Source organism: Pseudomonas sp. PS01299 (assembly GCF_029960145.1).
GTDB lineage: Bacteria > Pseudomonadota > Gammaproteobacteria > Pseudomonadales > Pseudomonadaceae > Aquipseudomonas > Aquipseudomonas putida_A.
In genome coordinates this window covers 23,398-37,278 of record NZ_JASCPO010000043.1, presented here as the reverse complement: position 1 = coordinate 37,278, position 13,881 = coordinate 23,398, and the positions used below count along the sequence as shown (strand labels likewise).

The 13,881-nt window shown below is 60.5% G+C and carries 12 protein-coding genes; 9 read left to right on the top strand and 3 right to left on the bottom strand.

The genetic code is table 11. The features are described 5' to 3' along the window. Positions 1-130: 130 nt before the first annotated feature. Complete coding sequence (locus QMX91_RS10595; protein ID WP_282412685.1) at positions 131-1,009, bottom strand: acyl-CoA dehydrogenase family protein; 879 nt, start codon at positions 1,007-1,009, stop codon at positions 131-133. Positions 1,010-1,162: 153 nt separating this feature from the next. On the opposite strand from QMX91_RS10595, the gene olsB reads away from it, so the two are divergent. Further along, a complete protein-coding gene (gene olsB, locus QMX91_RS10590; RefSeq protein ID WP_007963187.1) occupies positions 1,163-1,918 on the top strand; it encodes an L-ornithine N(alpha)-acyltransferase in 756 nt (251 codons plus the stop codon). Next, positions 1,918-2,712, top strand: a complete 795-nt coding sequence (locus QMX91_RS10585; protein WP_134785606.1) for a lysophospholipid acyltransferase family protein — start codon at positions 1,918-1,920, stop codon at positions 2,710-2,712. The genes olsB and QMX91_RS10585 overlap by 1 nt, the downstream gene beginning before the upstream one ends. A gap of 110 nt (positions 2,713-2,822) precedes the next feature. Here QMX91_RS10585 and QMX91_RS10580 read toward each other — a convergent pair whose 3' ends face one another. Continuing rightward, positions 2,823-3,401 carry an ACP phosphodiesterase gene (locus QMX91_RS10580; RefSeq protein WP_134785605.1) on the bottom strand — a complete coding sequence of 193 codons (579 nt, stop codon included), beginning with the start codon at positions 3,399-3,401 and terminating at the stop codon, positions 2,823-2,825. 169 nt (positions 3,402-3,570) lie between these two features. Between QMX91_RS10580 and QMX91_RS10575 the strand changes: the two genes are divergently transcribed. From QMX91_RS10575 to QMX91_RS10560, 4 genes are all read left to right on the top strand, one after another. Then, entirely contained in the window at positions 3,571-3,891 is a 321-nt protein-coding gene (locus tag QMX91_RS10575; RefSeq protein ID WP_003222436.1) for a helix-turn-helix transcriptional regulator, read from the top strand. Positions 3,892-3,896: 5 nt separating this feature from the next. Beyond that, positions 3,897-5,063 carry an MFS transporter gene (locus QMX91_RS10570; protein ID WP_003222434.1) on the top strand — a complete coding sequence of 389 codons (1,167 nt, stop codon included), beginning with the start codon at positions 3,897-3,899 and terminating at the stop codon, positions 5,061-5,063. A 30-nt stretch (positions 5,064-5,093) separates the two neighbouring features. Further along, positions 5,094-6,143 (top strand): alkene reductase, encoded by a 1,050-nt coding sequence (locus QMX91_RS10565; RefSeq protein WP_096797051.1) that lies wholly within the window; start codon positions 5,094-5,096, stop codon positions 6,141-6,143. A gap of 158 nt (positions 6,144-6,301) precedes the next feature. Beyond that, the gene (locus QMX91_RS10560) at positions 6,302-6,751 is read left to right on the top strand and encodes a hypothetical protein (protein WP_210557944.1); all 450 of its coding nucleotides are present in this window, start codon (positions 6,302-6,304) and stop codon (positions 6,749-6,751) included. 365 nt (positions 6,752-7,116) lie between these two features. Here the strand turns inward: QMX91_RS10560 and emhR are convergent, their stop codons facing one another. After that, entirely contained in the window at positions 7,117-7,749 is a 633-nt protein-coding gene (emhR, locus tag QMX91_RS10555; protein ID WP_027614407.1) for an efflux system transcriptional repressor EmhR, read from the bottom strand. 267 nt (positions 7,750-8,016) lie between these two features. On the opposite strand from emhR, the gene emhA reads away from it, so the two are divergent. The 3 genes from emhA to emhC are packed head-to-tail and all read left to right on the top strand — an operon-like array spanning position 8,017 to position 13,781. Beyond that, a complete protein-coding gene (emhA, locus tag QMX91_RS10550) occupies positions 8,017-9,171 on the top strand; it encodes an efflux RND transporter periplasmic adaptor subunit EmhA (RefSeq protein ID WP_027614406.1) in 1,155 nt (384 codons plus the stop codon). A gap of 3 nt (positions 9,172-9,174) precedes the next feature. Beyond that, entirely contained in the window at positions 9,175-12,324 is a 3,150-nt protein-coding gene (gene emhB / locus QMX91_RS10545) for an efflux RND transporter permease subunit EmhB (protein ID WP_098967599.1), read from the top strand. Then, positions 12,321-13,781 (top strand): efflux RND transporter outer membrane subunit EmhC, encoded by a 1,461-nt coding sequence (gene emhC / locus QMX91_RS10540; RefSeq protein WP_098967597.1) that lies wholly within the window; start codon positions 12,321-12,323, stop codon positions 13,779-13,781. Before emhB ends, emhC begins: the two co-directional genes overlap by 4 nt. Positions 13,782-13,881 lie beyond the last annotated feature (100 nt).

The following is a 13,881-nucleotide window of genomic DNA, read 5'->3' as shown; positions in this document are numbered from 1 at the left end:
AACCTGCTGAGGGTAGTCTTGCCACATGACAGTTGTGTGGTGTTTTTGCCACCGCCTTCGCGAGCAAGCCCGCCCCCACATTTGAAACGCTTTCCAAGGGTGGGAGCGGGCTTGCTCGCGAAGAGGCCAGTCAGACCACCGCCAAAGCCTTGGCCAAGCGCTTGGCCCGCGCCCCCGCTGCCAACTGCATCACCCCCTGATCACGCTGCCACATCTGCGCCCACTCCGGATTACCCGCGCGCAACGCCTGATCGATCTCGCCCTTCAGCGCATCAAACTGCGCAAACAACCCGCCCAACAGCACATGCCCGGCCGGGTTGTTCGGTGGTTGGCGACTCGCTTCCGCGCACCCGGCCAACAGCGCCAGCAAGCGCAGTTGCAGCGGCTGCGACCAGCCGCTGTCCTGACCGACACCGTACAGCCACGCGGTCATCGCGCTCAGCACGTAGACATCTTCCAGGCTGCGAAACGGCTTCACATAAGCATCCCAGCCATCGCCCGCGAGCAATTCGCACAACGCGCCGTCCAGATGCAGCCGACCGTGACTGATGTCCGGCATCAGCGGCAGCGCCGGGAGTTTTTCCACGCGCACGCCGGGCTCGCCGGGATAGACCACCGCCAGACTCAGGCGCGGCGTTTCGCCGGGTTCTTCACTGCGCGCGGCGACGAGCAGCCAGTCCGCCGCGTCCCCGGCGGTGACGAAATCCTTTCGCCCGTTGAGGCGCAAATCCGTCAGGCGCGTCTGCATGTCCGCCGGGCGCAGGCTGCGCTGTTCGGTCGCACACAACGCGCCAAGACTCGGCGGCGCGCTCGGCCAGAGCATGCGCAACGCCGCCTGATACCCCACCAGAAATGCCAGCCCCGGCGTCGCCATCCGACGCCCTCCGGCCACCGCCAGTTCGAACGGTGTCACGTTGCCCACTTGCTGCAACAAGGTGGCGAAACCTTCCGCCAGATCAGCGACGGCGGGCAGACGTTCATGACTTTCGAGCAGGCTGGGCCAGGGCATAAGAGGCTCCTTGAGGGCTGTCATACAAGCATCACCAAACGTTCACGGTGATGACACCGGGGCTACATAGCCTGACTTTGCACAACATGGCTGCATAAAGAAAGTCGATCGGCTGCAACCCACGACGGGTTCAAGGCCCGTACGGAGATTCAAATGACTCAGATCGCCCGCATCAGCGACACCGGCAATGAACGCCGCCTGCAAGCCGAACGCCTGATCGGCGCCGAGGCCTTGCAGCAAGCCCAGGCCTTGCGCTTCAGCGTATTCAGCGGCGAGTTCAACGCCAAGCTGAAAGGCGCGGAACTGGGTCTGGACATGGATGACTATGATGTTCACTGCAGCCACATCGGCGTGCGTGACCTGAACACCGGGCGTCTGGTCGCCACCACCCGTTTGCTCGATCACACCGCCGCCAGCAGCCTGGGCAAGTTCTACAGCGAAGAAGAATTCAGCCTGCACGGCCTCGCCCATCTGCAAGGCCCGATCCTCGAAATCGGCCGCACCTGCGTCGACCCGGCCTACCGCAACGGCGGCACCATCGCCGTGCTCTGGGGTGAACTGGCCGAAGTGTTGAATCAGGGCGGCTACAGCTACCTGATGGGTTGCGCGAGCATCCCGATGCAGGACGGCGGCGTGCAGGCCCACGCGATCATGCAGCGTCTGCGCGAGCGTTATCTGTGCACCGAACACCTGCGCGCCGAGCCGAAGAATCCCCTGCCGTCGCTGGACATTCCATCGAACGTGATCGCCGAAATGCCACCGCTGCTCAAGGCCTACATGCGTCTGGGTGCGAAGATCTGCGGCGAGCCGTGCTGGGACGAAGACTTCCAGGTCGCCGACGTGTTTATCCTGCTCAAGCGCGACGAACTCTGCCCGCGCTACGCCAAGCACTTCAAGGCGGCCGTGTGATGAGCCGGTTGCGCGTGTACGCGCGGATCACGCGGGTGCTGCTGGTGGTGGCGCTGGGCTTGACCATGGCCAGCGTCTTCGGCGTGTTCGAACGTCTGGGCCTGGCGCACTCGATGCAACGTCGGCAGCGCTGGTCGCGGTTTTTCATGGCGCGTTTGAGCAATGCCCTGCCCTTTCGCGTGACCGTGCACGGCGAGCTGCCGCAGCAACCGATGCTGTGGGTCAGCAACCACGTGTCATGGACTGACATTCCGCTGCTGGGCATGCTCACGCCGCTGTCGTTTCTGTCCAAGGCCGAAGTACGCACCTGGCCGGTGGCCGGCTGGCTGGCGGCGAAGGCCGGCAGTCTGTTCATCCGTCGCGGTTCGGGTGACAGCCAGTTGATCCGCAAACAGATGACCCGTCACCTGCAAACGCAACATCCGTTGCTGATGTTCCCGGAAGGTACCACCACCGATGGCCGCTCGCTGCGCACCTTTCATGGTCGCCTGCTGTCGGCGGCAATCGATTCGGAGGTGATGCTGCAACCGGTGGCGATCCGTTATCTGCGCAATGGCGAAATCGACGCGTTGGCGCCGTTCATTGGTGACGATGACTTGCTGTCGCACCTGATGCGTCTGTTCAGCAACGACTGCGGCGATGTCGAGATTCACGTGCTCAAGCCGATTGCCTGCGTCGGTCGCGAGCGTGCAGCACTGGCGTTCGAAGCACAGCAGGCGGTGCAGAAGGCGTTGTTTGGTGAGGTGGCCAAACCTGCCGAACCGCGTCGCGCCGGCGAATTGATCGCCGCCTGAAACACAGATCCCCCCTGTGGGAGCGGGCTTGCTCGCGAAAGCGGTGGTTCAGCCAATGCACATGTTGAATGACCTACCGCATTCGCGAGCAAGCCCGCTCCCACAGGGGGTTACTGCGTTGTCGACGTTTGTGCAAATTCTTGAAGCTGCGGATAGAACAAACGGAAATCCTCACTCAGCGGCTCGTACAACCGCCGCAATTCCTGCATAGCCCCCGCCAGCTCCTCAGGCCGAGTCAGACGCCGCGAGATCCCGCGCAGCACCTGGTCCAGCACTTCGAATTCCTGATACGAACCCAGCCAATCATTGGCAACCATGTGCGGCGCGATTTTCGCCAGGCGTTCTGGCAATTGCCGTTCATTCGACAGCACCCGGTAAACATCGCGGGTGAAATGTTCCAGCGGCTGATCGGCGTACAGCGTCCAGTCGCGGGCCAGGCAATGGTCGAAAAACACATCGAGGACAATCCCCGCGTAACGCCGCCGGGTCTCGGTGAAACGCCCGAGGGCGATGTCCACCAACGGGTGGCGATCGGTGAATACATCAATGCGCCGATGCAACTGAATCGCCGCTTCAATCTGCGGTGCAAATTGCCCTTGCAGGCGTCCTTTGACGAAATCGCCATACAGACTGCCGAGTAATTGCTCGGGGTGCTGGCCTCCGAGGTGTAAATGTGCGAGATAGTTCATGGGCGCAGCTTAGCACTGCGCGCTTTCATCGTTACAGCACACGTATCGTTATAACCCGATATACCGATTTATGCGGTCGTCAGATCAAATTCATATTGGTATATCGCGAAATACCGATTTAAAGTTCGCCTCATCGCGATATAGCGCTACACATCACGAGCATAAAGCCATGAACCTCGACCTCGACGAAATAATAAAAGCCCTGGCACACCCAGTACGGCGAGACATTCTCATCTGGCTGAAAGACCCCAAAGCCCAGTTTCCTGAGCAGATACACAACCACGAGTACGGCATCTGCGCCGGGCAGATCGATCAACGCTGCGGCCTGTCGCAGTCGACCGTCTCCGCCCACCTGGCGACCCTGCAACGCGCAGGTCTGATCAGCAGCCAGAAAGCCGGCCAGTGGCACTTCTTCAAACGCAACGAGGACGTGATCCAGGCGTTCCTCGACGCCATCGTCAAAGAGCTCAGCGCTCCCACAAGGAATTGATTCAAATGCCCCTCTCGCTACTCATTCTGGCCTTGAGCGCCTTCGCCATCGGCACCACCGAGTTCGTCATCATGGGCCTGCTGCCCGATGTGGCGGCCGACCTCGGTGTGTCGATTCCCGGCGCTGGCTGGCTAGTGACCGGTTACGCCCTGGGCGTGGCCATCGGTGCGCCGTTCATGGCACTGGCCACCGCCAGACTGCCGCGCAAGGCCGCACTGGTAGCGCTGATGGGCATTTTTATCGTCGGTAACCTGCTGTGTGCCATCGCCAGTGACTACAACGTGCTGATGTTTGCCCGTGTCGTCACGGCGCTGTGCCACGGTGCGTTCTTCGGTATCGGTTCTGTGGTAGCTGCCGGGCTGGTGGCGCCGAACAAGCGCGCATCCGCCGTAGCGCTGATGTTCACCGGCCTGACCCTGGCCAACGTCCTCGGTGTACCGCTGGGCACGGCGCTGGGTCAGGAAGCCGGCTGGCGCTCGACCTTCTGGGCGGTGACCGTGATTGGTGTAGTGGCGCTGATCGGTCTGATCCGCTTCCTGCCGGCCAAGCGTGACGAGGAAAAACTCGACATGCGCGCCGAACTCGCCGCCCTCAAAGGCGCCGGCATCTGGCTGTCGCTGAGCATGACCGCGCTGTTCGCCGCGTCGATGTTCACCCTCTTCACCTATGTCGCGCCGCTGCTCGGTGATGTCACCGGTGTCTCGCCAAAAGGCGTGACCTGGACCCTGCTGCTGATCGGCCTCGGTCTGACGGTGGGCAACATCATCGGCGGCAAACTGGCGGACAAGCGTCTCGGCGCGACCCTGATCGGCGTGTTCGTGGCGATGGCGGTGGTTTCCACCGTGCTGAGCTGGACCAGCGTTGCGCTGATCCCGACGGAGATCACCCTGTTCCTCTGGGCCACCGCTTCGTTTGCCGCCGTCCCGGCGCTGCAAGTCAACGTGGTGACCTTCGGCAAGGCCGCACCGAACCTGGTGTCGACCCTGAACATCGGCGCTTTCAACATCGGCAACGCCCTGGGCGCCTGGGTCGGTGGCAGCGTCATCGCCCACGGTTTCGGCCTGACCAGCGTGCCCCTGGCCGCCGCCGCGCTGGCCGTGCTCGCGCTGCTGGTGACCCTGATCACTTTCCGTCAGAACGGCGACGCCGGTCTGGCCCCCGCTACCCACTGATTAACCACTTAACTGACGAGGGTTGTACACATGGCAACTATTTTCGATCCGATCAAACTGGGCGACCTCGAGCTGTCCAACCGCATCATCATGGCTCCGCTGACCCGCTGCCGCGCCGACGAAGGCCGCGTGCCGAACGCGCTGATGGCTGAATACTACGTACAGCGCGCGTCGGCTGGTCTGATCCTGTCCGAAGCCACTTCGGTGACGCCGATGGGCGTCGGCTACCCGGACACCCCGGGCATCTGGTCCAACGACCAGGTGCGCGGCTGGACCAACGTGACCAAAGCCGTGCACGCTGCCGGCGGCAAGATCGTCCTGCAACTGTGGCACGTCGGCCGCATCTCGCATCCGTCGTACCTCAACGGCGAAACCCCGGTCGCGCCGAGCGCCATCCAGCCTAAAGGTCACGTCAGCCTGGTGCGTCCATTGGCCGACTATCCGACCCCGCGAGCTCTGGAAACCGCTGAAATCGCCGAGATCGTCGAGGCCTACCGCACCGGTGCCGAAAACGCCAAAGCCGCCGGTTTCGACGGCGTGGAAATCCACGGCGCCAACGGCTACCTGCTCGACCAGTTCCTGCAAAGCAGCACCAACCAGCGCACCGATAACTACGGTGGCTCCCTGGAAAACCGTGCGCGTCTCCTGCTGGAAGTGACTGACGCAGCGATCGACGTCTGGGGCGCCGGCCGTGTCGGCGTGCACTTGGCACCCCGCGCCGATTCCCATGACATGGGCGACGACAATCTGGCCGAGACTTTCACTTATGTGGCTCGCGAGCTGGGCAAGCGCGGCATCGCCTTCATCTGCTCCCGCGAGAAAGAAGGCGCCGACAGCCTCGGCCCACAGCTGAAAGAAGCTTTCGGCGGCGCGTACATCGCCAACGAACGCTTCACCAAGGACAGCGCCAATGCGTGGCTGGCTGAAGGCAAGGCTGACGCGGTAGCGTTCGGCGTACCGTTCATTGCCAACCCGGATCTGCCGGCACGCCTGAAGGCCGACGCACCGCTGAACGACGCACGTCCCGAGTTGTTCTACGCGAAAGGCCCGGTCGGTTATATCGATTATCCAACGCTGTAAACAACAACAACTAACAAGTAAGCCCCGCCTCGAAAGAGGCGGGGCTTTTTTATTTTCATACATTTAAAGATTCGCCATCAGAACAATATAAACCTAAGCTCCGTCCAGCAACTCATCAATTACAACCCACCAACTTAATCAAGCAAGGTTATATAAAAATGAATGATATAGATCCAAACAAACTTACATTCCTTCTGCAAATCACCAATGCCACGGACTCTACTTTCTGGCTTGACGACGCCTCTCCAAAGCACCCACCCTTGACGCGTATCGACAAGATCCTCCCTTACCAGACCGTTTTTATGCTGTTTGAAGGAGATCCTCATCTGAAACAGGACATCGTTATTGATTACGATATCAAAAAAGAGGTATTCAACACTTACATCTGCTACACCAACTACAAGCAGAAAGTACGGTTCGACACTACGCTCAGTTATTGCTACCGACAAATGGCGGGGCACAGGGCTCCAAAAGTCGAACTTTTCTGGGATACCAACGCGTTCTCTGTTGGCGCCGACCCCATCACCTGCGGCGCAGCATTGGAAAATGAAAACCCGGTTTACCCTTACAGCTATAAGATGATCGCATTCATGACGCCATCGGCCTGATAGAGAGTTACCTGCTCATGCAGTAACGGTACGGACAACGCTGACATTATAGAGGCGCGAGCAAACTAAAGGCCGTGGCTCGAGCCCATCGGAAGTAACGCAGCCTGGTGGTGAGGATCGGGCAAAGGGAACTCAAAAACGAAACGGATCGGTTGGTGCGTATCGGCTGCTCGGCGCCCTTTTAGCCCGAGTCGTTAACATTCATTCACACAGTCGACACAAAACCCCTACAAAATACGTAGCTCGCTACCTATCAACCTGGCCATCGTACGTATATAAAAGCACTCCATTACAAAAAGACTTGAAGCAGGGACATTTCCCCGCTTCAAGTCTTGACACGGACAGATTTAATTACGCATTTTGTTTCATTTGCGCAGGCTAGGGCTCAGGCGCAGCATATCAAGCCCTGTATCGACCCAGCGCTCGGCTTCGGCATGCAATTGAAAGCTGTCCGGCGCCAACAGCCATCCATACAGGAGGCCATCGATATACGCATGAATGCTGATGGCCGCCCGGGCAGTGTCGAGATCTTCCGGCAACTGGCCGCGATTGACCGCATTACGCAGGGTCAGACCGATGCGCAGGTTGCAATCGAGACTGGCCGTGCGGCGCTGCTGGCGCAGATCGCACATTTCATCGGTGAATTCGCACTTATGAAACAGAATCTCGTTGATGCGACGGGTCTTCGGATCCAGGGCTACCTGATGAAACAGATGGATCAACAGCTTGCGCATGCACCCCAACGGGTCGAGTTCGTCCTCGCTCTCGCTGGCCTTGGCCAATTCATCCAGCGGTTCATGCAGGCTGTCGAGCATCGCCTGCACCAGATCGGCCTTGTTGCTGAAATGCCAATAGATGGCACCGCGCGTCACGCCGGCCATCGTCGCGATATCCGCCAGGGTCGTGCGGGCCACACCCCTTTCATAAAACGCTTTCTCGGCCGCTTCGAGAATCTGGCTGCGCGTTTCCTGAGCTTCCTCTTTGGTACGACGGACCATGGCAGTAAAACCTCAAACAGGATGTTTCAGGGATGGCTGAATATCCGCTGAATAAAGAGGGGGCTGATCTCTCACGAATCGGCTCCCCGGCCTACAATTTCAAACCTTGCGACGCATTTTGTAACAGGGTGGGTACGACGCCAAGCTATTTACAAACAACCATGAACGTAAGTATATTCCTTAGCAAGCTACTTATCCACTCGACCCGATTTTTTTACCCTTTCACACTTCTTGTGCGCAATGTGCGCGCCTGACCCGAGGATCTTCATGCAATTCAAGCCAGCTGTTACCGCTCTGGTCACTGCCGTCGCCCTGGCATCGCTGCTCAGCGGATGTAAAAAGGAAGAAGCGGCCCCAGCCGCTCCGCCTCCTCAGGTCGGCGTCGTCACCCTGCAACCACAAGCGTTCACCCTCACGTCGGAACTGCCGGGGCGCACCAGTGCGTACCGCATCGCTGAAGTTCGACCACAGGTCAACGGCATCATTCTCAAACGTCTGTTCAAGGAAGGCGGCGACGTCAAAGCCGGCCAGCAGCTGTATCAGATCGATCCGGCAGTCTATGAAGCGACCCTGAAAAGCGCCGAAGCCAACCTGCGTTCGACCAAGTCGATCTCCGACCGCTACAAGCAACTGGTCGACGAGCAGGCTGTGAGCCGCCAGGAATACGACACCGCCGTGGCCAATCGCATGGAATCGGAAGCGTCGCTGCAGAGCGCGCAGATCAACGTGAAATACACCAAGGTCTACGCGCCGATCTCCGGCCGTATCGGCCGTTCCTCGGTGACCGAAGGCGCACTGGTCAGCAATGGTCAGGCCGACGCGATGGCGACGATCCAGCAACTGGACCCGATCTACGTCGACGTTACCCAGTCCTCGGTTGAGCTGCTGGAACTGCGCCGCGAGCTGGAAAGCGGTCGTCTGCAGAAGGCCGGCGACAACTCGGCAGCGGTCAAGCTGACCCTTGAGGACGGCAGCCAGTACAAGCTCGACGGTAAGCTGGAATTCTCCGAAGTATCGGTTGATCCGACTACCGGTTCCGTGACCCTGCGCGCCGTGTTCCCGAACCCGGATCACACCCTGTTGCCAGGCATGTTCGTCCGCGCCCAGTTGCAGGCCGGGGTCAACGCCGCGGCCATTCTGGCGCCGCAACAAGGCGTGACCCGTGACCTCAAGGGCACTCCGACCGCACTGGTCGTCGGCCCGGACAACAAGGTTGAACTGCGTCAGCTCAAGGCCAGCCGTACCGTTGGCAGCCAGTGGCTGATCGAAGATGGCCTGAAAGCCGGCGATCGTCTGATCACCGAAGGCCTGCAATATGTTCGCCCAGGTGCTCAGGTCAACCCGACCGAAGCGACCAACGTAGCCAAGAACCCGGCCCCCGCTCAAGCAGCTGACAAAGCCGCTGGCGGCAAAGGGGAGTAACTCATGTCGAAATTTTTTATCGACCGTCCGATTTTCGCCTGGGTAATTGCCCTGGTGATCATGTTGGTCGGGGCATTATCGATCCTGAAATTGCCAATCAACCAGTACCCGAGCATTGCACCGCCGGCCATCGCGATCTCCGTGACCTACCCGGGCGCTTCGGCGCAAACCGTGCAGGACACCGTGGTCCAGGTGATCGAGCAGCAGCTCAACGGTATCGACAACCTGCGTTATGTGTCCTCGGAAAGTAACTCCGACGGCAGCATGACCATCACCGCGACCTTCGAGCAAGGCACCAACTCCGACACCGCGCAGGTTCAGGTCCAGAACAAGCTGAACCTGGCCACCCCGCTGCTGCCGCAGGAAGTGCAGCAACAGGGTATCCGCGTGACCAAGGCAGTGAAGAACTTCCTGCTGGTGATCGGCGTGGTGTCGCGTGACGGCAGCATGACCAAGGACGACCTGTCCAACTACATCGTGTCGAACATGCAGGATCCGATCTCGCGGACTGCCGGTGTCGGTGACTTCCAGGTCTTCGGTGCCCAGTACGCGATGCGCATCTGGCTCGATCCGGCCAAGCTGAACAAGTACAACCTGACGCCAGCTGATGTCAGCGCCGCGATCTCGGCGCAGAACGTCCAGGTGTCTTCCGGTCAGCTCGGCGGTTTGCCGGCGCTGCCAGGTCAGCAACTGAACGCCACGATCATCGGCAAGACCCGTCTGCAGACTGCCGAGCAGTTCAAGGCGATCCTGCTGAAGGTCAATCAGGATGGCTCCCAGGTCCGTGTCGGCGACGTGGCCGACGTCGGTCTGGGTGGTGAGAACTCGAGTATTTCTGCGCAGTTCAACGGCAGCCCGGCGTCCGGTCTGGCGGTAAAACTGGCCAACGGTGCCAACGCCCTCGACACAGCCAAAGCGCTGCGCAAGACGATTGACGACCTCAAGCCGTTCTTCCCGCAAGGCATGGAAGTGGTGTTCCCGTATGACACCACTCCGGTCGTGACCGAGTCGATCAAGGGTGTGGTTGAAACCCTGGTCGAAGCGATCGTGCTGGTGTTCCTGGTGATGTTCCTGTTCCTGCAGAACTTCCGCGCCACCGTCATCACTACGATGACCGTACCGGTGGTATTGCTCGGTACGTTCGGCATCCTCGCCGCCGCCGGTTTCAGCATCAACACCCTGACAATGTTCGGTATGGTGCTGGCCATCGGCTTGCTGGTGGACGACGCCATCGTCGTGGTGGAAAACGTCGAGCGGGTGATGGCCGAAGAAGGCCTGTCACCGAAGGAAGCGACCAAGAAATCCATGGGCCAGATCCAGGGTGCCCTGGTCGGTATCGCCCTGGTGCTGTCGGCGGTACTGTTGCCGATGGCGTTCTTCAGCGGCTCCACCGGTGTGATCTACAAGCAGTTCTCGATCACCATCGTCTCGGCCATGGCCCTGTCGGTAATGGTTGCACTGATCTTCACCCCGGCGCTCTGCGCAACCATGCTCAAGCCGATCGCCAAGGGTGACCACGGCACGCCGAAAAAAGGTTTCTTCGGCTGGTTCAACCGCAATTTCGATCGCGGTGTCAGGAGTTACGAGCGCGGTGTCGGCAACATGTTGTCGCGCAAAGCCCCGTACCTGCTTGCGTACCTGCTGATCGTCGTCGGCATGATCTGGCTGTTCACCCGCATTCCAACCGCGTTCCTGCCGGAAGAAGACCAAGGCGTACTGTTCGCCCAGGTACAAACCCCGGCCGGCTCCAGTGCCGAACGTACTCAAGTCGTGATCGATGAGATGCGTACCTACCTGCTGGATAAAGAAGCGGGTGCGGTGTCCTCGGTATTTACCGTGAACGGCTTCAACTTTGCCGGTCGTGGTCAGAGCTCGGGTCTGGCGTTCATCATGCTCAAGCCGTGGCACGAGCGTGATTCGAGCAACAGCGTGTTTGCCTTGGCACAGCGTGCGCAGCAACACTTCTTCAGTTTCCGCGATGCGATGGTGTTTGCGTTCGCCCCGCCTGCGGTACTGGAATTGGGTAACGCCACCGGTTTCGACGTGTTCCTGCAGGACCGCGCCGGTATCGGTCACGAAAAACTGATGGAAGCCCGCAACCAGTTCCTCGGCATGGCCGCGCAGAGCAAGGTGCTCTACCAGGTGCGTCCGAACGGTCTGAACGACGAGCCGCAATACCACCTGGAAATTGACGATGAGAAAGCCCAGGCCCTGGGTCTGAGTCTCTCCGACATCAACAGCACCCTGTCGATCTCCTTCGGTAGTAGCTACGTCAACGACTTCATCGACCGTGGTCGGGTGAAGAAGGTGTATGTGCAAGGTCAGGCCGGTGCGCGCATGAGCCCTGAAGACCTGAAAAAGTGGTACGTGCGCAACAGCGCCGGGACCATGGTGCCGTTCTCCGCGTTCGCCAAGGGCGAGTGGATCTACGGTTCGCCGAAACTGGCCCGTTACAACGGCGTCGAAGCGATGGAAGTGCTCGGTTCTCCGGCGCCGGGTTACTCCACCGGTGAAGCGATGGCCGAAGTCGAAGCGATTGCCAAGAAGCTGCCGGCCGGTGTCGGTATCTCCTGGACCGGTCTGTCCTACGAGGAACGTCTGTCGGGCTCGCAAGCGCCAGCGCTGTACGCCCTGTCGCTGCTGATGGTGTTCCTGTGTCTGGCGGCGCTGTATGAAAGCTGGTCGATTCCGATCGCGGTCATGCTCGTGGTACCGCTGGGGATCATCGGTGCGCTGATGGCCACCAGCCTGCGCGGGCTGTCCAACGACGTGTACTTCCAGGTGGGCCTGTTGACGACCATCGGTCTTGCGGCTAAAAACGCCATTCTGATCGTCGAGTTCGCCAAGGAGCTGCATGAACAAGGGCGCAGTCTGCGCGATGCGGCGATCGAAGCGTGCCGCATGCGTCTGCGACCGATCATCATGACCTCGCTGGCGTTCGTCCTCGGTGTAGTACCGTTGGCGATCTCCACCGGTGCCGGTTCGGGTAGCCAGCACGCGATCGGTACTGGCGTGATTGGCGGTATGCTCACGGCCACGATCCTGGCGATCTTCTGGGTCCCACTGTTCTTCGTCACGGTTTCGTCCATCGGCCAGCGTAAAATCGCCGACCCGGACGAAACGACTGAAACTCCTAAAGAGGCTGGCCAATGAGCAAGTCGCTACTCTCCATCGCAGTCGCCGCCTTCGTGCTGAGCGGTTGCTCGCTGATCCCCGATTATCAGCAGCCTGAAGCACCGGTCGCGGGCCAGTACCCGCAGGGCCCGGCGTACTCGCCGGCCCAGGCTCCGGCGCAAGCCGCTGCCGAGCAGGGCTGGAAGCAGTTTTTCCATGACCCGGCCCTGCAGCAGCTGATCCAGACATCCCTGGAAAACAACCGCGACCTGCGTGTCGCGGCGCTGAACATCGACGCTTATGCGGCTCAATACCGCATCCAGCGTGCCGACCTGTTCCCGGCGGTTTCGGCCAATGCCAGCGGCAGCCGTCAGCGGGTTCCGGCCCGTGCCTCGCAGACCGGTGAAGCGAACATCAGCAGTTCCTACACCGCGACCGTCGGCATCAGCGCCTACGAACTCGACCTGTTCGGTCGGGTGCGCAGCCTGAGCGAACAAGCGCTGCAACAATATTTCGCCACCGAAGAAGCGCGCCGCAGCACGCAGATCAGTCTGGTGGCCAGTGTCGCCAACGCGTACATGACCTGGCAGGCCGACAAGGAACTGCTCAAGCTGACGCAAGACACCCTCGGTGCCTTTGAAGAAAGCTACAAGCTGACCAGCCGCAGCAACGAAGTCGGTGTGGCTTCGGCGCTGGACCTGGCGCAGTCGCGCACCTCGGTGGAAAACGCCCGGGCGCAACTGGCCAAGTACACCCGTCAGGTGGCTCAGGACGAAAACAGCCTGACCCTGCTGCTCGGCACCGGCATCCCGGCCAATCTGCAAGCGGCCAAACCGCTGTCGGATGACCTGCTCAGCGATGTACCGGCCGGTCTGCCTTCGGACCTGCTGCAGCGTCGTCCGGACATCCTCCAGGCCGAGTACAACCTGAAAGCGGCCAACGCCAACATCGGCGCCGCCCGTGCAGCGTTCTTCCCGAGCATCAGCCTGACCGCCAACGCGGGCAGCCTGAGCCCGGACCTGTCCGGTCTGTTCAAGGGCGGCTCGGGTACCTGGCTGTTCCAGCCGCAGATCAACCTGCCGATCTTCAACGCCGGCAGCCTGCGCGCCAGCCTCGACTATGCCAAGATCCAGAAGGACATTGGCGTGGCGAACTACGAGAAGTCGATTCAAACCGCCTTCCAGGAAGTCGCCGACGGCCTGGCTGCCCGCCAGACCTACACCGAGCAGTTGCAGGCGCAGCGTGACTTCGTCGCGGCCAACCAGGATTACTACCGCCTGGCCGAGCGTCGTTACCGCATCGGTGTCGACAGCAACCTGACCTTCCTCGACGCCCAGCGTCAGTTGTTCAGTGCGCAACAGGCACTGATCACCGACCGCCTCGCGCAGCTGACCAGTGCGGTCAACCTGTACAAGGCCCTGGGTGGTGGCTGGAATGCGCAGACCGCGCAGAACGAACCGCTGAAAGAAGAAGCACCGAAGATGAAGCTGTTCTGATCCTCCGGTGAACACAAGGAGCCCGCCACTTGGCGGGCTTTTTGTTGCCTGTCAGAAATATTGTGGCGTCTGAGCCGGCCTCTTCGCGAGCAAGCCCGCT